15 protein-coding genes and 1 pseudogene are annotated in these 18,664 nt (G+C 40.8%); 10 read left to right on the top strand and 6 right to left on the bottom strand.

Features of this window, described 5'->3' with window-relative positions:
* The first annotated feature begins 221 nt into the window (after window positions 1-221).
* From FS666_RS12990 to FS666_RS12965, 6 genes and pseudogenes are all read left to right on the top strand, one after another.
* On the top strand, window positions 222-1,268 hold the full coding sequence (locus tag FS666_RS12990) for a Wadjet anti-phage system protein JetD domain-containing protein (protein WP_144462441.1): 1,047 nt from the start codon (window positions 222-224) through the stop codon (window positions 1,266-1,268).
* Window positions 1,246-2,811 (top strand): hypothetical protein, encoded by a 1,566-nt coding sequence (locus tag FS666_RS12985; RefSeq protein ID WP_144462439.1) that lies wholly within the window; start codon window positions 1,246-1,248, stop codon window positions 2,809-2,811. The genes FS666_RS12990 and FS666_RS12985 overlap by 23 nt, the downstream gene beginning before the upstream one ends.
* Window positions 2,798-3,550, top strand: coding sequence for a DUF6063 family protein (locus FS666_RS12980; RefSeq protein WP_144462437.1), 753 nt, complete (start codon window positions 2,798-2,800; stop codon window positions 3,548-3,550). Before FS666_RS12985 ends, FS666_RS12980 begins: the two co-directional genes overlap by 14 nt.
* 31 nt (window positions 3,551-3,581) lie before the next feature.
* Complete coding sequence (locus FS666_RS12975; RefSeq protein WP_144462435.1) at window positions 3,582-7,889, top strand: coiled-coil domain-containing protein; 4,308 nt, start codon at window positions 3,582-3,584, stop codon at window positions 7,887-7,889.
* Window positions 7,890-8,051: 162 nt separating this feature from the next.
* Window positions 8,052-8,285 (top strand): hypothetical protein, encoded by a 234-nt coding sequence (locus tag FS666_RS12970; RefSeq protein WP_144462433.1) that lies wholly within the window; start codon window positions 8,052-8,054, stop codon window positions 8,283-8,285.
* Between the two features lie 32 nt (window positions 8,286-8,317).
* A pseudogene (locus tag FS666_RS12965) lies at window positions 8,318-8,401 on the top strand (helix-turn-helix transcriptional regulator); the annotation flags it as partial.
* A 348-nt stretch (window positions 8,402-8,749) separates the two neighbouring features.
* On the opposite strand, the gene FS666_RS20670 reads toward FS666_RS12965, so the two are convergent.
* Window positions 8,750-8,839, bottom strand: a complete 90-nt coding sequence (locus FS666_RS20670; RefSeq protein ID WP_222119344.1) for a putative holin-like toxin — start codon at window positions 8,837-8,839, stop codon at window positions 8,750-8,752.
* A gap of 365 nt (window positions 8,840-9,204) precedes the next feature.
* Here FS666_RS20670 and FS666_RS12960 point away from each other — a divergent pair, with 365 nt between their 5' ends.
* The 3 genes from FS666_RS12960 to FS666_RS12950 all read left to right on the top strand — a co-directional run bounded on the left by FS666_RS12960 (window position 9,205) and on the right by FS666_RS12950 (window position 10,801).
* The gene (locus FS666_RS12960; RefSeq protein WP_144462431.1) at window positions 9,205-9,600 is read left to right on the top strand and encodes a VOC family protein; all 396 of its coding nucleotides are present in this window, start codon (window positions 9,205-9,207) and stop codon (window positions 9,598-9,600) included.
* A gap of 102 nt (window positions 9,601-9,702) precedes the next feature.
* Window positions 9,703-10,422, top strand: a complete 720-nt coding sequence (locus FS666_RS12955; RefSeq protein WP_313957140.1) for an MFS transporter — start codon at window positions 9,703-9,705, stop codon at window positions 10,420-10,422.
* Between the two features lie 145 nt (window positions 10,423-10,567).
* Window positions 10,568-10,801: a hydantoinase B/oxoprolinase family protein gene (locus tag FS666_RS12950; protein ID WP_144462445.1), complete on the top strand. Its 234-nt coding sequence runs from the start codon at window positions 10,568-10,570 to the stop codon at window positions 10,799-10,801.
* A 164-nt stretch (window positions 10,802-10,965) separates the two neighbouring features.
* On the opposite strand, the gene FS666_RS12945 is transcribed toward FS666_RS12950, so the two are convergent.
* From FS666_RS12945 to FS666_RS12925, 5 genes are all read right to left on the bottom strand, one after another.
* Window positions 10,966-13,089: a heterodisulfide reductase-related iron-sulfur binding cluster gene (locus tag FS666_RS12945; protein WP_144462429.1), complete on the bottom strand. Its 2,124-nt coding sequence runs from the start codon at window positions 13,087-13,089 to the stop codon at window positions 10,966-10,968.
* A 182-nt stretch (window positions 13,090-13,271) separates the two neighbouring features.
* Window positions 13,272-14,252: an electron transfer flavoprotein subunit alpha/FixB family protein gene (locus FS666_RS12940; RefSeq protein WP_144462428.1), complete on the bottom strand. Its 981-nt coding sequence runs from the start codon at window positions 14,250-14,252 to the stop codon at window positions 13,272-13,274.
* Between the two features lie 18 nt (window positions 14,253-14,270).
* Window positions 14,271-15,041, bottom strand: coding sequence for an electron transfer flavoprotein subunit beta/FixA family protein (locus tag FS666_RS12935; RefSeq protein ID WP_144462426.1), 771 nt, complete (start codon window positions 15,039-15,041; stop codon window positions 14,271-14,273).
* Window positions 15,042-15,139: 98 nt separating this feature from the next.
* Window positions 15,140-16,303, bottom strand: coding sequence for an NAD(P)/FAD-dependent oxidoreductase (locus tag FS666_RS12930; RefSeq protein WP_144462424.1), 1,164 nt, complete (start codon window positions 16,301-16,303; stop codon window positions 15,140-15,142).
* Window positions 16,304-16,370: 67 nt separating this feature from the next.
* A complete protein-coding gene (locus tag FS666_RS12925) occupies window positions 16,371-17,156 on the bottom strand; it encodes an SDR family NAD(P)-dependent oxidoreductase (RefSeq protein WP_144462422.1) in 786 nt (261 codons plus the stop codon).
* A gap of 343 nt (window positions 17,157-17,499) precedes the next feature.
* On the opposite strand from FS666_RS12925, the gene FS666_RS12920 reads away from it, so the two are divergent.
* On the top strand, window positions 17,500-18,513 hold the full coding sequence (locus FS666_RS12920) for an ornithine cyclodeaminase family protein (RefSeq protein ID WP_144462420.1): 1,014 nt from the start codon (window positions 17,500-17,502) through the stop codon (window positions 18,511-18,513).
* Window positions 18,514-18,664: the final 151 nt, after the last annotated feature.

Here is an 18,664-nt window from a genome sequence, read left to right as displayed (position 1 = left end):
TTCTATTGAAGTGGTTCAATTTTCAAGTGCGATTGTGGTTCATTTTTAGATTACCATATACAACAGGCTAATCTGTCGTTAGGATGGACCCTGCCCTTATGAATATTCAATAAAATACCAACTGTGGGTGTGACAGCTATTGGGTGTTAATCTAAGTGCTAATAAAATATTGGGAAAGCGAGTAATTAAAAAAATATTAAATTTATTTGGGGAGAGATAAAATGGAAATTAAGGTAGAAAAACTGATAAATGAACAAAAACAAAAAACAGTTTCATTGATCACTTTGGAGAAAAGATTGAAAAAACGTTTGGGAGATGAGGTCAGTCCCTGGTTCTATAAGGAACTTGCTAATGCGATATTGGCATTGGAGGAAAAGGACATCATAGAGCCATTTAAAAATGCAAAAACTTATTCCAGAGATGCCAGGATTAAAGAAAAGTATAAAAAGAAGAAAGCACTAATGGTTGATGAGAAAACATTGAAACAAGAATTGTTAACTAGTTTCCATCAAAACATAAGTGTTTCCTATTACTTGAAGCATCTTGAAGAATATCATGATATGAAAGAAAAAGTAAAAATGATCAGTGAATTTTTGAAGGGATGTTACGAGAATATGCCTTATCTATCCGTTAACGAGCGTTCCTATGAAATATTTGAAGAAGAAAAGTTTTTGGCTTCAAAGGAAGGAAAAAAACTATTAGCAAATCTTAAGCTTTCATTGGAAACTCTGTATTGCTATGAGACCTACGAGCCATTTTTTCATATCGGGATCGCGCGAACTAAAAACGAAAATATCCTAATTGTTGAAAACAAAGACACATATTTTAGTATAAAAAAATTATTTTTAGAGAATATTCATTCATGGGACAACATTAAATTTTCAATGATTATTTACGGGGAAGGCAATAAAATTACCAGGTCGTATGAATATCTGGATGAGCTGGGTGTTCCAGACGTAAATATTTATTATTTTGGTGATTTTGATCGTGAAGGTATTGCGATTTACCATCGGTTACAGAAAATAAGTGAACGTTCTGTGAAAATAGTAAAGTCATTTTACTTGAGGATGTTTAATGAGAGAAAGAACAAACCAGCTAAAGATCAGTATTGGAATAAAGAAGCCATAAAGAACTTTTTTAAAGAAAATAAGTTCCGCGATGAAAAAATAATGAAGGACTATTTAGCTGCTGGAAAGTATGTACCGCAAGAAGCGGTGAATATCGAGATTCTAAGGAGGATGGCGGATGGAGCTACAAAAACTCTTTAAAGGAATTGACGAAAGATATGAAAACATTGTATTGTTTTTCCCTTTACTAAAAATAAATCAATCCAAAAACGAAGTCTATAAAAACTACAATCTAACCGAGATTAGTTTAAGTGTTTTGCTTTTCATTTTGGAAAGGATGCTAGCAGAATCCGGCAGTGTGACTAATGGAGAGCTCACGCATTTTCTACAGAAACTGATGAATCAGCGATATGATATTTCGCTTTCGTACGAAGAGGCGGATGCTTTTAGGAAATATATAGTGGACGACAAGTTACGCAACGGTGGGAAAAAGTTTCTGTTTCCCTATATAGGTGAAAATGGCGAAAATAAAGCAATTGCTTTTGATCTAATTCGAAGTGAAGAATGGTCCACTGACAAAAATAAATTTCGTTTGATATTGAGTGAAAAAGGCATCGAAATGCTTTTTAAGACCAAAGAAATGTATTCGGAAATGCAAATAACGGTTACAATGCTTTACTTCAAACAACAGTTGGAGAAAGGATCGTTTAGCGCTGCTCTCAATGCAGCGAAAGAATTACTTTTCCAGATTGAACAGCAGCGTAAAACGATGAAAAGTACAGAGGAACAAATAAAACGAAATGCGCTGAGTTTCTTTAATCAGAAAAGGTTAGAGAGACAATTCAAGCTTTCATTGGAACAGACAATCGAAGAAAGAACACAGCTTCGGGATCTGCAATCAGCAATCGAAAAAGTGAAGCAAAACTATCAGGTAGGAAATCTAAGCCGAAAAGAAGAGGAAGCATATGACACCATCTTAAAAATTGATCGACTAATTAACAAATCGAAGGCACAGCACGAAATACTGTTTGGCGAAAAAGAAGATGTGCTGATGAGCCTTACAAAGTCTTTTCAAATGCTGCTTGAAAATGTATTTTTGAAACAGTTCAACATCGAGCGGGAAATCATAGATTTATGGGTGTCGGAAAAAATCACAGAAACAAAGGCAGAACAATTTTTAAGGCCAGTAATGCCTTACCATAAACCTAAGGTTTATAATCCATTAACCGCTTTTGATCCGCAAACAACAAGGCGATTGGAAGAAAAGAATCAAGAAGAAGCTATCGTACTTGACGTAAAAGCTGCTGAACAATACAAAAAAGAACACCAAAGAAAAGAACGAGAAAAATACCAACGTGAGTTGGATGTCTTAAGGATAATCTTGCAGCCATTATTAACGAGAAAAGAATATTTTATATCGGACGTATTGAAAAATTTAAGAAAAGAAAGCTTGAAGAAATATTCCGCATTAGTTCAAGAAACTTTACAGGATTTCCTAACGCTCAGCATTGAACTGCACCGATCAAAATATAAGCAATTTGAGCGTTTAGCGTTAGAGGATTTAACGTTTGCCACGTCGATCACCAGGATGCTTGTAGACTTGTGTAAAGAAGAGACGGAATTTTTGGATATTGAAGCATTCGAAATGATTGCGACAGAAAAAAGAATTGAATTTGAAGATGGCACTATATTAACGGATTATGTATTACGAAGAAAGGGTGAAGATGATCATGGAACGTTTTGATGAAGAAAGCATTCGAAAAGCATACGCGTTGCATCAGGCTTTAATGGTGAAAGGGAAAATAAGCCAAAAGAGAGAACCGGAGTTATACAACTCATTCTATGAAACTACCGTTCGTTCTCTAATGTACAATATATTTTTGCCTGAGGCAAAAGCGGAGATTCTATCGCAAGGTGATGTACTATATTTTGTCCCGGAAATGGAAAATGATATCTTTGCTTATTCAAATGAAGATTTACGAAAGAGAATGAAATTGGATAACAACAGGCAGCTATATCTGGCACAATTTATCTTCATTAATATAATGGGTGAGTTTTACGGGGAACAGTATCATATAATCAATGAACCTCGTTCGTTTGTGAAACTAGAAAAAATTGTCTCAAAAGTCAGGAATTATATGATGAAGTTCCAAAAAATGAACGAAGACGATTTATACGAGCTATCCAATGAATACGACCTTAACCTGATTGGAATGATTCAAGCCTGGGAAGGTTTAAACGATGAAACTGATGCCATTAAAGACATTCGAAAAGCTCCGCAGCGATTAAGAGGATTTTTCCTGAGTTTATTAAATTTTTGGGTTGATGAGAATTTAATTTTGATCCAAGAAAATGAAGACATTTATTTAACAGAGAAAATGAAAGGGATCGCTGGAAACTATTACAACTATAGCGACAGGATCATCAAAATAAAAGAGTTGTTGCAAGGAGAAAACAAAAAAGGAGATTTCAAATATGCCTAAAGCGAACAAAGTGAGAGTTTCAAACATTAGATTGGATAAAGATTCAAAAATCATAGGTGATAAAACTTGGGATGTGTTTGGTAATAACACTATTTTTTTACTGGAAAATGGCGGAGGAAAAACAAGTGTCATCCAATTACTACACCAGGTAGTCTTGCCAAATCACAGTATACAAAAACGAGAAATGGTGAACGGTGTTCAAAAAGACAGCACAAGGCACATTGCAGTTGAATGGATTTCTGACGATGAACATCATCCGAATTTTGTTACCGGGTTCTGCTTTCACAACTATGGCATCAAGCGAAGCAAAGATGATAACCGAACCTATAATTATTTCAACTATATCTTTGAATATGATAATAAGGATGGCCTACGTTTAGAGGATTTGCCTTTTACACAGACCGGTCACGTTACTAATTTGGAACAACTAAAAAAAGGCTTAAAACAGGTACCCGGTGTACACTTTTTTGAATCAAACAAAGAGTATCGGGAAGCACTGGAACAATATGGACTACTAGAAACAGAATGGAGAAATATCGCGAAGGTAAATGGAGAAGAAGGCGGCGTCACGGAATTCTTTGATAGCACAAACAAAACCGTAACGTTGATTGAGCGACTATTGATTCCTTCTCTGACAGAAAGTTTATATGATACACCAGAGGAGCGAAGGGCAATTTTAGAATCGTTCCGTAAATACCAAAAAGGATTGCTGGAGCTTCCAGAACTTGAAAAAGATCTGCAAGATTTTGAAGTAATTGCGAACCATTCCGATCCGATTATCGATTCCTTCGAAAGATATGAAGGGGCTATGAATGAACTGAAATATGCAAAAGAAAATTTGACCAAACTTTATGTTACCCTTTCGAATAAAGCGAACCAAAATGAAAATCTGTTAACTCAAATAGAAAAAGAACTATCTGAAATGAACGAGCAGAAAGCGCTATTGGAATGGAAAATTGATTCGTATCAGGCCCATCTATTAGAAGAAGAAACAAAAAAATACGCTCAAGAATACGAAGAAACCAAGTATGGGTTCGAGCAATTGAAAAAAGAAGAGCAGCTTATTCAAACAAAAATCAAAGAACAAAAAGCAGCAAATCAATTTAGGCGATATAGGGACCATAGCAGGAAAGCAAATGATATCGAATCAAAATTAAGAGTAGCTGAGATCGATGCCGAGGAACGTAATGGTGAGTTTATGAAAGCGAAAAAAGACGTTTCCGAACAATATCGTTATCTGCTAGATCAACAGCAAACAAAGAAAAGAGAATGTGAAGATGAAGCTGACACCATTAATCAGCAAAGAAAAGAAAACGACATCGAATTGGAAACTGAACAAAAAGAACAATCTAACTTGGAAAAACAAATTGCGAAATTAGAAACGATTGTGGATCAATACAGACGAGACAAACTTTCCATACAAAATAAAATGGGTGAATTTTGGGAGAAGGATGCAATTACAACAGAAGAAAATTTACAAAAGGAGTCGGAAACAGAGAAAAAACAGCACGAAGATACAGAGCATAAATTAACAAAAGTTTCTTCTGAAATAAACAATTTACGCGAAAGGAAAATTCATCTGGAAAATGATATTCCAAACACACGGAAAGATCTTGATAGTGTTGAAAATCAATTTGATTCGTTCGTTAAAAAAGAAACGTTTATAAAAGAAGACTTGGTATCAGCGATTAATCTCCCATTGAGCGATGATATTTTTGAGGGAAAAGATACTATTTTATTCAACTTGGATCGTAAACAAAACGGGCTCAAGAACGAACACACCAAACTTTCGGTTTCGGTGGATCATTTGGTTCAATTGAAAAATGGGATTGAGCAACGCGGTTATCATGTCCACGCAGAAATCGAAGAAATAATAGAGTATCTGACACAAAAAGGAATCGATGTCATCAGTGGAGTGGAATGGATCACGAACTTGGCGTCCGGCAACGATGAAAAGAATGCAATGCTAAAGAAAAGTCCAATGCTTTCGTTCTCTGTCCTGGTTGAAACTTCACAGATAAATGATATTAAAAACGCACTGAGATTATTCAAGCGAGAATTAACGGTACCGATCATTTTCCTTGATCGTTTGCAAATGGATCAGCAGCAAGAAAAGGATAATTTCTACCCTTTGGAAGAGCATTTGTATGTGTTTCATCAATTCAATGTAAGATTGACATCAGAGGATTGGGAAAAATATGTTCGAAGCTTAGAAGAAGTGATTGAGGAAAAACAATCGGAAGAACGAGTGTTAAATGGAAAATTGGAAAAATTGAACCATATCGTATATGAATTAAAAGCATTTTTAAAGGAATTCAACGCATATACCAGAGACAAGTTCTCAAAGCAAATTAAGTCCCTGAAAGGAACAATACGAGCGCAACTCAACGAAAAACAGGAAATTGAAAGCAAAATGGTTGAACTCGGTAAAGAAAAAGAAGAAATAGATTCCGTTTTAAATCAAATAAAGAAAAAAATCGTTAGCATCGAAGAAAAACGGCTTTTCATCCAGGATTTTATGCAGCGTTATTCAGATATTGAAGATAAGTTTAAGGAATTGACAACAACCCAAAGTCTTCTCCAAACTACGCTTAATAAGGTGAAAGAACTAAAACACAAAAACGGCATTTTGGAAGACAAACTGGAATTTGTTCAACGAAAAATAATGGGGACAGAAGATAAGATTGATCATCTTGAGCGGGATTTTAAAGAATACAATTTCGAATCAACGGAAACGCAAATGCCAACGGATGAGGGGACCTATGAGAAAATAAAATCCTATTACAATCAGTTAAGAAATAAAGATTCTTTTGCACAGGCCCAAATTGAAAATCTTCAAAGCAGTTTAAACACATATCAAGAGTTCATGAATGAAGCGGTTAATGAGATCGAAAAAAATGGTTTTTCCATTGAATCGATGCAAAGGCTGCAAATAGGTTACGACGAAAGGCTGCTCGACCAATTGAATCTCGATCACGAATCAATAGATGAAGAAATTCGAGAGACGGATATAAGCCTAGCGGTTCTTCAGGATAAAAAGGAAAGAAATGAAAAAGAAATTGAAAAAGCATTGGATAAAATAGAGGATATCTATCAGAAAAGCCCTTTTAACTACGACCAAACTGCAGAGTCTGAATATGAACTTTACAATAGTGAAAAAGAGTCGCTGGTGGTAAAACAAGAAAATCTGATTGAAAAATATAATGAACTAACAAATTCAGTCAATCTATTCAAAACTGCAGTGGAGGAACTTGAGCGCCGTCAAGATTACTTTGTCCGTATTCAAGATATGGTTCCATTCGAAGACGGGCAGTGGGATAACATAAAACCGATGAATGATGTTCATCGGTACAGAGATGCCATTGAAAAGCAGCAACGAAAAATCGTTGATCGAAAACAAGAAATCCAAAATAATATTTGGAATTTAAAAGATGATGCCCAGAAAACAGAAAACGCTCATCTTATTCATTCTCTGAAACAATTTATTAAAATATTTGAGGGTTCCAATTACGATGAAACGATTAACAATTTTTACAAAATGCTGGAAGGAATCGATGGATATCGCAAGTCCCTGGAATCAAGAAAGAAGCATTCAGAGCATTCCCGAAATGAATTGATTGAACAGATGTATCAGCGTTCGGAAGTTATTCACAAAAATGTTGTAGACATCGCAAAGAGTTCTCAAATCGAAGAAGATGGAAAAATTGTCAACCTGATCAAAATCAATTGGCCGAAGAACGAATACAATCACGCAATGCACCAGTTCCGCTTGTTTGTGGATGGCGTGCTAGAAGAATTAGTCAAACTTAAGAATAGTGGCTCAACAGAAAAAGAGATCGAGAAGAAGTTTGACAGCTTAGCAAGCCTGTTTAATATTGTTAATTGCTATGCAGAAGTAACGAAGTGTAATATAAAGGTTTTGAAGCCTAAGACCGAGTTGTTATCAGCTAATAAGGAGTATGTAACGTGGGATAAAATTGATTCTGAGTGGAGTGGTGGAGAAAAACAGACCGCAAGGATTTCAATGTTTATATCCTTCCTTAATCATCTCAGAAAAACCAGATTTGCAAAAGAAGTTTCTTGGAAGGTCCTAGTCTTTGACAACCCGTTCGATAAGATGCAATCCGATCACGTTGTTAGACCGATGATTGAACTTGCGAAGAAAACAAATACACAACTGTTTTGCTTTACTGGTATTAATGATAAGTCAATCCAACAAGAGTTCGATACAGTAATAAGCAATCAATATGTAGTACAACACGGATCATTATTATTGGAAAGTGAAGTAAAGCACAAGAAAACTGAACCATCTTTAGAAACTTTATTTTACGCGAGGTAAAAACTAAAAAACAGGATCGGCGTTTTGATTCGGCTTATTTTCGGAAACCTCATCAAGAATAATAAGGAGGAGAGGTTCTTCATAGAGTAATGCTATAATAAAAATAAATAACTCTCCTTAGAATCCAAGTGAAAATTGAATTCAGTCCTAGTGGATTTATATTTGAAGGATAAGTTGATTTCAAAGCAAGAATTCCAACTGAAGAGAAAAGATAGGAAAACTAGACTAAAAGAATTATTAAAACAAGATAGAGATGTTCAGGATGAGGTTAAAGAAGCAATCGATCAATTGGAGAGACATGATGAGTATTTGCACCAAGCCTTAAAGGTATTGATCAAAGAAATTCAGATATACCCCGATGGAAAATTGGATATACATTCCTCTTTTGCTAATTAACATGCACAAAACTCCATGAAAATGTGCGCACTGCAAACGCCATGCAAAAGCTCGGAGTCAAGGGGCGTTCTCAAGCTGTCGTCGAACTACTGCGCATGGGAGAACTAAAGCTTTAGCTGCAAAACCGGCCGTCCGAAAGGGGTCGGTTTTGTTGTTATTACTGTGTGAAAATGAAAATCAGCCGGAAGCGTTGGGGGGCTTCTGTGTTCATTAATTTCTTGCTGTTTGACTAAAGCAAAGAAATAGCTGCCAAAAAGAAAAAAACTATAGATTCTAAATGTAAGTGATTTTAACCTTCTCTTGTGGTATATTTAATATATAAACTAAATATAATAAAAAAGACGGTAAGGTGCTACCAACACCCTACCGTTGGTACAACATAGCCCTTCACAAAGAGGGAAGGCTTTAACAAAAATAGTGGCAGTGAAACCACCCTTAAAAGCTCGGCCAAGCTAAGGGTGGTTTCACTTTTTTCCTCTATCCGTAAATGACAGTATAGCAATAATAAGCATACTGAAACTTACCATTAGATAAAGAGCTTCAAAAGTAGTCATGGCTTCACCCCCCTTCTCTCTTTAAAGGAGGTATGCCTTCCACCCTTAACTTGTTCTATGTGTACCTAAATATATTTTAGCATAGTTGCTGCCCGGATTTTTTGAAAAATGTTTATTTTCTTTAGTTTAAACTTTACCAAGTTATGCAGCGCGTTCACGCTCACGCTCGCTTCTTAGCTTGAAACATTCGTAAGATTATTCTATCTTCCACGTCTTTCTCTTTATCCGCAAATCATGATATAAATAAAATCATACTTATAATGTTTGAATCTAAAGCAATTTCATTTATAATATAAAAGAGCTCTTGTAAGCGCATACAAACATGGTAGAAAATCTTTAATACTTGAAAAAATAGGAGGAGAATCATGGGAAGGTTAATCCATTTCGAAATTCATGTGGATGACATGGAGCGGGCAAAGAAGTTTTATGGAGAGGTATTCGGATGGTCATTTCAAGATTGGAGTGACTATGCTGGAATGCCTTATTTCGGAGCAGTGACGGGCGATGAGAGTGAACCTGGCATCAACGGTGCTCTGATGCAGCGACAAAGTGCTCCCTCAGAAACAAACCAAGCTTTAAATGCATATGCTTGTACAATGGGAGTAGAAAATTACGACTTAACAGAAGCAAAAATTATTGAGAATGGTGGCAAGGTTGCGAAGCCCAAACACGCTCTTCCTGAATTGGCGTGGCAAGGATACTATATTGATACCGAAGGAAATATTTTCGGAATTCATCAACCAGATGAGAATGCAAAGTAGAGTTAATGATAGATGAATAAAAATATGAAATACCAAGACACAGCAGGCATTTAAAGTGAACTTTCTTCCCGTATGAAAAGAGTGTTATAATATGAGTGAAAAATAGATGGACTGCATTGTAGGAGTGACACGGATGTTTCAGGATGTAGGGGAAATGGGTTAAATTTATTAGAAACCCCTTCATTTCAAAAAGCCCTTAAAGAAAAGGAATTACCAAAGTTACCTTTTATTTCAGTGTTTAAGGATTATCCTAAACAAGTAGTAGCCGGAGTATTATCAAATGTCAGCAGTGATGTTGCCTTTGGTGTATTTGCCTTTTATACTGCAACATACGGAATAAATTACTTAGGGTTAAATCAATCAATTTTTGTTAACGCAACACTTGCAGGTGCAGTGGTCGCAGTTTTTGCAATCTTTTTATCCGGATATTTTTGCGATATTGTAAGTCCCAAAAAATTACTCGGATTAGGTAATGTACTGCTCATTTTATGGGCTATACCATATTTCTATTTACTGAATACCAAAAGTACGGGATTAATTTTCGCAGCAGTGATTATAGCATTTGTCATTCACTCTATCATGTGGGCACCATTGGCTTCAGTTATCGCTTCCAGTTTTCCGGCACATATTAGGTTTAGTGGGGCAGCAATAACTTATATGCTGAGGGGCTTGCTTGGAGGAGGAGTGGCTCCATTATTGTCTACTTATCTCCTTAATCAGTTTAACAGTGGTTATGCTATCAGCGGGTATATTGTATTATCAGCAGTTATAGCATTATTTTCACTAAAATATGTAAATATAAAATATCAAAAAGAAGATTAAATAAATTTAAATGGCTGCAGAAAGCAATCCAGCTAATCATCAAATAGACGATGAGCATAGGAGAAAAACTTAGGATCGGAGAGCATATTCAAGATTGGCAGCGTTTTCGACCTGGTCCAATTTGAGAAAAATGACTTGAGACTCTATCAACGAAAACTGCCGAACAACTCTGGTAGAAGTGTTTGGAACCCGTTTCCCTTGGCAGGTTGAATCCTTCAACATGAACCAGGATTCCAGCAGTGCAGGAAAATTCCGCGGCAGCTTTGGTGCTGAGAAGGTACTCAAATGTAATGCCAATCTAATCACCATCAGCCAAATACTAGACCGTCATCACATTGTTCCTTGTGGGTTGTTCGAAGGGCAAGGAATATTGTATTAGAAATGGAAAAAAAGCAAGAGCTTTGGGAGGCTCTTGCTTTTTTAATGGCAACACTAAATTCATTAAAAAGGAGAGTGTAAACTGTTTAAAGTGTATCTAATCAACTTTAACGAGCAAAGCCCTTTACAAAATTGCCCCTTGTTTTTAAAAAGAAGATTTCTCAGCTATACCAAAACAGCTTCTTTTTCTTGTGGTTTTTCAAAGCCCAAAATGGACTTTTCTAGTAGCTCCACGATATCGAGGGTGTCGATCTGACTCTCCATGTCCTTGGATTTAATTCCGTCCGTAAGCATGGTTAAGCAATATGGGCAGCCGCTGCTGATCACTGACGGGCTTACTGCCAGCGCCTGTTCGGTTCTGGCCACGTTGATTCTTTGGCCAGTATCTTCTTCTGCCCACATCAGGCCGCCGCCTGCACCGCAGCACATACCGTCTTGTCTGTTTCTTTTCATTTCGACCAGCTTCAGGCCAGGGATGGCTTTCAGGATTTCCCTTGGCGGGTCATAGACTTCGTTGTATCTTCCTAAATAGCATGAATCGTGGAAGGTGACCGTCTGCTCAATAGCAACGCGCGGGGTTAAGCGACCTTCCTGAATCAGCTTGTACAGCAGTTCTGTATGGTGGTATACTTCGGCTTCCAGGCCGAATTCCGCGTATTCGTTTTTGAAAATGTTGTAGGCATGTGGATCGATGGTCACAATTTTGGTGATGCCATTCTTTTCAAATTCCGCAATGTTGGCCGCCGCAAGCTCCTGGAATAAAAATTCATTGCCCAGACGCCTTGGCGTATCTCCGGAGTTCTTCTCTTTATTCCCTAGGATTGCGAAGGAGACTTCCGCTTCATTCAGCAGCTTCGCAAAGGATAGGGCGATCTTTTGGCTGCGATTGTCGAAGCTCCCCATGGACCCGACCCACAGCAGGTATTCAGGGGTCCAGCCTTCCTTTTTAGCCTCTTTGACGGTAGGAATGGACACATCATCGCGCAGTTTTCTCCAGTTCTCTTTCTCTTTGCGGTTGAGTCCCCATGGGTTGCCCTGTCTTTCGATATTCTGGATCGCTCTCTGGGTGTCCGAATCCATTTTTCCTTCGGTCAAGACAAGGTAACGGCGCATATCGATGATTTTGTCTACATGTTCATTCATGACGGGACATTGATCCTCGCAGTTGCGGCAAGTCGTGCATGCCCAGATTTCTTCTTCGGTAATCACGTCACCGATGAGTGAAGGACTGTTTGGCCAGACGATGGATCCGTTCTCTTGGCTTGCGGCCACAGCCAATTGGTTCCCTTCTGTTCCGCTAAAAGCAACGGCCGGGACCCATGGCGTTCTGCCTGTGACTGCTGCGCCGGTATTAGTAAGATGGTCTCTCAGTTTGACGATGAGGTCCATCGGCGACAGCATTTTTCCCGTTCCTGTCGCTGGACACATATTCGTGCAGCGTCCACATTCCACACAGGCATATAGATCTGTAAGCTGCTTTTGTGTGAAGTCCTGTATTTTTCCGGCTCCGAATGTCTCTTGTGTTTCGTCCTCAAAGTCAAGCGACCGGAGTGTTCCTGTTTTGCCCACCCTGTGAAGGAATGTATTCACCGGGGCAAAGATGAGGTGAGCGTGCTTGGATTGCGGAACATACACAAGGAAAGTCAGGAGCACAAGCAGATGGATCCACCACATTGTGTAAAATATAGCTCCGGCCGCAGATGCGGGGATGCCGGCAAAAAGAACCGCGATAGCGGAGGCGACAGGCTCCCTCCAAACGAATTCAGGATTTCTCTCAAGCCAAATCATGTTCATGCCGTTGCCGATCAGGACGGAAACCATCAAAGCGGAAATAAAAATGAGAACAAGTCCGCTTTTCCATCCTCTTTTAAGACGTACAAGCTTTTCGATATAGCGGCGGTAAAAAGCCCAAACAACCGCCACCAGGATCATGAGAGTCACGATTTCCTGAAAAATCTTGAAGCCTCCGTATAGACTGCCCAGTGGCAGATGGGTACCTGGTACAATCCCTTTGATCATGAAATCAAGTGCCCCGAACTGCACCAAGATAAAACCATAGAAAAACATCACATGGATGATTCCGCTTTTCTTGTCTTTTAACAGCTTCTTTTGCCCAAATACATTCACCAGGATCTGGTTCAATCTTTCTTTCAGCTTCTGGTCGAATGTTTCCTTTTTTCCCAGTTTGATGTATTCGAATCTTGTCTTTAATACATAGATGAATAAATAAATTCCGTAGGCTGTGACCAAGGCGGCTGCCAAGAAGTTTAGCCATAGAAGAGCATTCATGACAGATCACGTTCCTTCTGATCGTATTTTGAAGTAAATTCACATTAGTAGCAGCTAGCTAATAGATCATGTAGAAAATATAAAGCCCTTGAGAACGTCACGGCATTCTTAAGGGCTGTGCAGCGGGTGCCGGGTGTGCAGTATGCCGAGGCCCCCGTCAGGGCAGGCAAGCATGGTTGCCGTCAGCCGGCTAAGGCTGGTTCTTTCTTTAATTCCTCAATGAGGACTGGAATCACCTCAAATAGATCACCGACGATTCCATAGTCAGCTATATCAAAAATAGGGGCTTCAGGATCTTTATTGATAGCCACGATCACTTTAGAGTTAGACATTCCGGCCAGATGCTGGATGGCTCCCGAAATTCCGGCAGCGATATACAGGTCGGGTGTGACAACTTTTCCTGTCTGTCCGATTTGCAGGGAGTAATCACAATAGTCCGCATCACAGGCACCTCGGGATGCTCCAACCGCACCGCCGAACACGTCCGCCAATTCCTGGAGAAGCTCGAAGCCTTCAGGGCCTTTGACGCCGCGCCCACCGGAGACGACCACTTTGGCCTCCGAGAGGTCCACGCCTGTTGCAGCTTTTTTGGCGATGTCTTTGATGACCGTACGGATATCCTTGATTTCAGGCGTTACGGTTCTGACCTCACCATCACTGTTCTCGTCTGCTTCAAGCGCCTGGATATTGTTCGGGCGGATCGTCAGTAAGAACTGGTCGGCTTTTGGCTTTCTTTTTTCAAAAGCTTTACCTGAGTATATCGGTCTTGTGCACAGCAGCTCTCCATCCTGCTGTTCCAAAGAGATGATGTCAGAGATCAGCGCAAGCCCGTTTCTGACGGCTATCCGGGGAGCCAGGTCTTTGCCGAGTGCTGTATGTCCCATCACAATGCCGCAGGGATTTTCATCTTCCAATACTTGTATGATAGCTTGCTGATAGGCATCTGTTGTATAGTTATTCAGTTCCGGAGCATTGACTGCGATGGCTCTGTCCGCTCCATGGCGGATCATCTTCTTCGCCAGGCTTGTGACATCATCGCCGAGCACAACTCCGACAATTTCAGAATCCGGGGCCGCAATTTTCGCTGCGGCAACTGCTTCGTATGACACGCTTCTTAAATCTCCGTTTTTTACTTCTCCTAACACGAGAATTTTCTCAGCCATATGATTGAGCCTCACTTTTTACAAAATATTTTCTTTCTCTTTCAAGTTAGAGATCAGTTGTGCGACTACGTCTTCCGGTCCGCCTTCCAGTCTGATGCCGGCGCTTTTCTCAGGGGGAAGGAAGATGTCCGTCATTTCTGTTTTCGCTTCTGCATCGTCTTCGTCGATGGAAAGGTCATCGAGATCCAGTGTTTCAATCGGCTTTTTCTTCGCTTTCATAATTCCCGGAAGGGAAGGGTAGCGCGGTTCGTTCAGCCCCTGTTGCGCTGTTACGAGAAGGGGGAGGGAAGCTTCGATTGTCTCTTCGTCTCCTTCGACATCACGGATAAGGACTGCCTTGCCGTCTTCAACAGTAATATTCGTAATCGTTGTTACTTGAGGGATGCCGAGGTGCTCCGCAATGCTTGGCCCGATCTGTCCCGAGCCGTTGTCGACAGACACATTTCCTCCGATAATCAGATCATAATCCTGATCTTTCAGATAAGAGGCAAGCAGGAAAGCGATGGAGGAGGAGTCAATTTCATCCAAGTCCTCGGTTTCGATCAAAACTGCTTTGTCAGCCCCCATGGCAAGGGCAGTGCGAAGCTGCTTTTTCGCTTCTTCATCGCCTGCGGTGACGACTGTCACTTCTCCGCCATGCATGTCGCGAAGGCTGACCGCTTCTTCCACTGCATATTCATCGTAAGGATTCATAATGAATTCGGCGTTGCTGTCATCAATCGTGTCATTTGTAATCACAATCTTTTCTTCTGTATCAAATGTCCGTTTCAATAATACAAAAATATTCATGATAGACCTCCGCGCAATCGAGATTAAGGTGGCAGGCACCTGAACAATTTTAAGTGATGCGGGTGCGGTGCACCTGCATATGTTTTCGACAGGCACTCTTAATGAATGGCTGTTTCAAGGATCAACTTGTTGTTGGCAAATCTTTCAACAGAGAGGGAAGACAGATCCAAAGTTTCATATTTTCCTAGACGGATCAGTTCAGATAATCCTTTTCCTGCAGCAGGTGCTTGCTGGAACCCATGTCCGCTGAAGCCGGTAATGACGTAATAGCCTTCCATTTCCGGATGTCCGCCGATAATCGCATTCTGGTCTATCGTATTGAAATCATATAATCCAGCCCAGCTGCGTTCCACTTTCAGCTGCCCGAACAGTTCGCTCCGCTCATAGAAGATAGGCCATACCTCTTCTTCGAAAGTGGACTTGTTCGAAGAGAATTCAAAGCTGTGCGGATCTTTATGCGGCATGCCGGTGATCACTTTCTCTCCTTCGCCGCGGAAGTAAAATCCGGTCGGATCGAATACAAGTGGAAGCGATTTAGAGAATTTGTTTGTCAGATCTAGACTGAAGACCTGATAGCGGAACGGCTTGACAGGAATGTCGACGCCGATTGTCTCGCTTAGTGCACCAGACCATGCGCCGCATGCATTGACAACAATCGGAGCATGATATTCCTCTCCGGATTCAAGCCGGACACCTGTTATTCTCCCGTTTTCAGCAAGAAAGGACTGGACAGGCTGGTAGATATAATCCACATCCATTGATCTTGCCTTTTTTGCATAGAACTGAAGGACTGTATACGGATCCATGTATCCTGCGTCTGTATCAAATGTGGCTCCAGCCAGATCTTCCGTATTAAGTTCCGGAACGATATTACGGATTTCATCCACGGACAGGACTTCCATATTGGCCCCGCACCCGTTTTGGAAGTTGGCTTCCTCTATCAATCTAGGCATTGTTTCGCTCGTGCCCAGGTACAGATATCCGTTCTGCTTAAAATCAATTTGCGGTGATTCGCCATGCACTTCCATTTCTTTTGCAAAATTTTTGTAAAAGTCCAAGCTGTAACGGCTCATCTGTATATTGATTTCTGTCGTGAATGAGAGGCGGATGCCGCCCTCGCTTCGCGGAGTAGAAGAGAATTCATATATTTGGTCTTTTTCAAAAACCGCAATGCTTCCGGTGAATCCGTCTTTGCGCAGGTTGTAGGCCAGGCTGGAGGCCATGATGCCTCCGCCAGCAATAATCACATCATATTTATTCATTTAGACCATCCTTTACTAGGTATATTTTGATAAATGCAGCGGTAAAGCGTTAAAAGGAAGACCTGAATTAGTCAAACATTAATGGGCGTGCAATTTTATTAATGGCTGCTCCGTCCACCATAAGCGTCTGGCCGCTGACGTAAGAGGCTTCGTCCGAACACATGAACAGGCAGGCGTTGGCGATATCGTCCACTGTTCCGATTCTTCCCATCGGCTGGAATTTCAGCGTTTCTTCAAACGCAGCGTCGGGCTCCTCAAGGCTGGCAAATGTCTGATGCAGCAGTGGGGTGTCCACTGAGCTTGGACATACAGCGTTTACGCGGATATTCAGCGGACCGCAGTCAAGGGACATCTGTCTTGTAAGGGCTGTCATTCCGCCTTTGGAAGCTGCATAGGCCGCCAGTCTTGTAATCGTTTTCTCTGCATGCCAAGAAGCGATATTGACAATGGCGCCTCCGCCGCGTTTTTCCATTTCGGGGATTGCATATTTCGAGCAGAGGAAAGCTCCTGTCAAATTGACGCCGATTACTTTATTCCATTCTTCAAAAGAGGTGTCTACAGCTGATTTCCGAATATTGACCGCTGCATTATTGACGAGGAGATCCACACCGCCAAAATGTTCGGCTGTCGTGCTGATCAAGTTCTTTACATCCTCTTCACTGCTGACATCTGTCTTGACGAAAAGACAGTCAATTTCTTCGTTGATAAACTGATCTATTGCCTCCTTACCTGCTTCTTCGTTTACATCGGCGATGACAACCTTTGCTCCATTCTTGCCGAACGTCCGGGCGATCCCTTCACCAATTCCCTGACTCCCGCCGGTAATAATTGCTACTTTGTCTTGTAATCTCATTCTGTAACCCTCCAGTTGTTGATGGTTGCTTTCTAAAGTGATGGTTAGTTTTAAAATTTCCTAATTCCGAATTTCGGACTAAGTAGACCTTATTTCGGAATATGTTAAGGCAATTATAGTATAAATTTTCTACATTTTGCAAGCGCTTTTTTTGGAAAAATGGAGCCGAGAAATCGCGAGCGCTTTTTTTGTAAATTGTGCCCATATGAATTTCTATACTAAGTTGCTATAGTAAGAGAATAGTCCGTTATTCTGGGAGATTAGCAGTCGGTTGTCGTGAAGTAATCTGGCGAACACTGTGAGGCTGTTAAAAAATGACGGCTGATGTGAAGGAGGATAAACCATGCTGATCATCAACGCTGAGGACCAGCGGAAGTTGCTGAATATGTCCGAAATGGTAGAAGCTGTAGGCAAGTCGCTGAGAGAATATTCGGCCGCCGGGACCATAACGCCGGTTAGGACTGTCTTACAGTTGGAGAAGAAGGAAGGCAGCGCCATATTTATGCCTGCTGTCGCGGAGGGTTTAAAAAGTCTTGGAATGAAATATGTCGCTGTTTTTCCCGAAAATGCCTCTCAAGGGAAGAAATCCATCAACGGAGCGGTGTTGCTGGCAGATACAGATACGGGAGAGCCACTGGCACTATTAGAGGGATCTTATTTGACGGTTATGCGGACAGGCGCGCTTTCAGGGGCGGCATCCAAATATTTGTCCCGTGCCGATTCAAAGGTTTTGGCTATTCTCGGTACTGGCGAGCAGGCGATCGGACAATTCAAAGCCATCAAGGCGGTACGTGACATCACCCGGCTAAAATTATACAACCGGACGCGGGAAAAAGCCGAAATCCTAGCAGAATATATTCAATCGAGACATGAAGTGGATATATCTATCCATTCTGATTCCAATGAGGCGATTCGGGGAGCGGATATTATCGTAACGGCCACAAGCTTCAGCAAACCGGTATTTTCGGAAGCTCTTGAGCCTGGTGCCCATATCAATGCGATTGGCTCCTATACCCCATCCATGCAGGAGTTGCCTAGCCATGTCATAACAAATGCGGACAAGGTGGTTGTGGAATCGATCGATTCAGCATTGGAAGAAGCAGGCGATCTGCTGATTCCAATTGATGAAGGAAAGTTTCACAGAGACAGCCTCCATGGAGAGCTTGGACATATTATCGGCGGTCAGCTGCGGGGCAGGGAGAACGACAGGGAGACTACAGTTTTCAAATCGGTCGGACTGGCTGTAGCTGATGTGGTTGTTGCTAGATACTTCTATGAGAAAGCACTCAAGGAACAGGTTGGGCAAAAAGTTTCTTTGGATACAATTTCTCCTTTTTCACCGAAAATGGAGGTTTGATACTAAATGCGGGAGCCTTCTAAGCGGGGACTTGGCCTCATGAATTTTAAATAGAAACGAAGGGACCGTCCAGAACTTCAGGTAAAGTGATGTCTGGGCGGTTTTTTGTGTGAGTGAAGTTTGGGGAGAGGACAGTTCAAGAGCATTCACC

Source organism: Siminovitchia fortis, assembly GCF_007681465.1.
GTDB classification, from domain to species: domain Bacteria; phylum Bacillota; class Bacilli; order Bacillales; family Bacillaceae_C; genus Siminovitchia; species Siminovitchia fortis.
The sequence above is the reverse complement of the archived record's forward strand: the minus strand, read 5'-3'. Positions and strand labels throughout refer to the sequence as shown.

Coding starts and splice junctions, on each gene's coding strand:
- FS666_RS12990 (WP_144462441.1), top strand. CDS start 222: ATGGAAATTAAGGTAGAAAAACTGATAAATGAACAAAAACAAAAAACA.
- FS666_RS12985 (WP_144462439.1), top strand. CDS start 1,246: ATGGAGCTACAAAAACTCTTTAAAGGAATTGACGAAAGATATGAAAAC.
- FS666_RS12920 (WP_144462420.1), top strand. CDS start 17,500: ATGCTGATCATCAACGCTGAGGACCAGCGGAAGTTGCTGAATATGTCC.
- FS666_RS12925 (WP_144462422.1), bottom strand. CDS start 17,156: ATGAGATTACAAGACAAAGTAGCAATTATTACCGGCGGGAGTCAGGGA.
- FS666_RS12930 (WP_144462424.1), bottom strand. CDS start 16,303: ATGAATAAATATGATGTGATTATTGCTGGCGGAGGCATCATGGCCTCC.
- FS666_RS20670 (WP_222119344.1), bottom strand. CDS start 8,839: ATGACTACTTTTGAAGCTCTTTATCTAATGGTAAGTTTCAGTATGCTT.
- FS666_RS12940 (WP_144462428.1), bottom strand. CDS start 14,252: ATGGCTGAGAAAATTCTCGTGTTAGGAGAAGTAAAAAACGGAGATTTA.
- FS666_RS12935 (WP_144462426.1), bottom strand. CDS start 15,041: ATGAATATTTTTGTATTATTGAAACGGACATTTGATACAGAAGAAAAG.
- FS666_RS12960 (WP_144462431.1), top strand. CDS start 9,205: ATGGGAAGGTTAATCCATTTCGAAATTCATGTGGATGACATGGAGCGG.
- FS666_RS12945 (WP_144462429.1), bottom strand. CDS start 13,089: ATGAATGCTCTTCTATGGCTAAACTTCTTGGCAGCCGCCTTGGTCACA.
- FS666_RS12980 (WP_144462437.1), top strand. CDS start 2,798: ATGGAACGTTTTGATGAAGAAAGCATTCGAAAAGCATACGCGTTGCAT.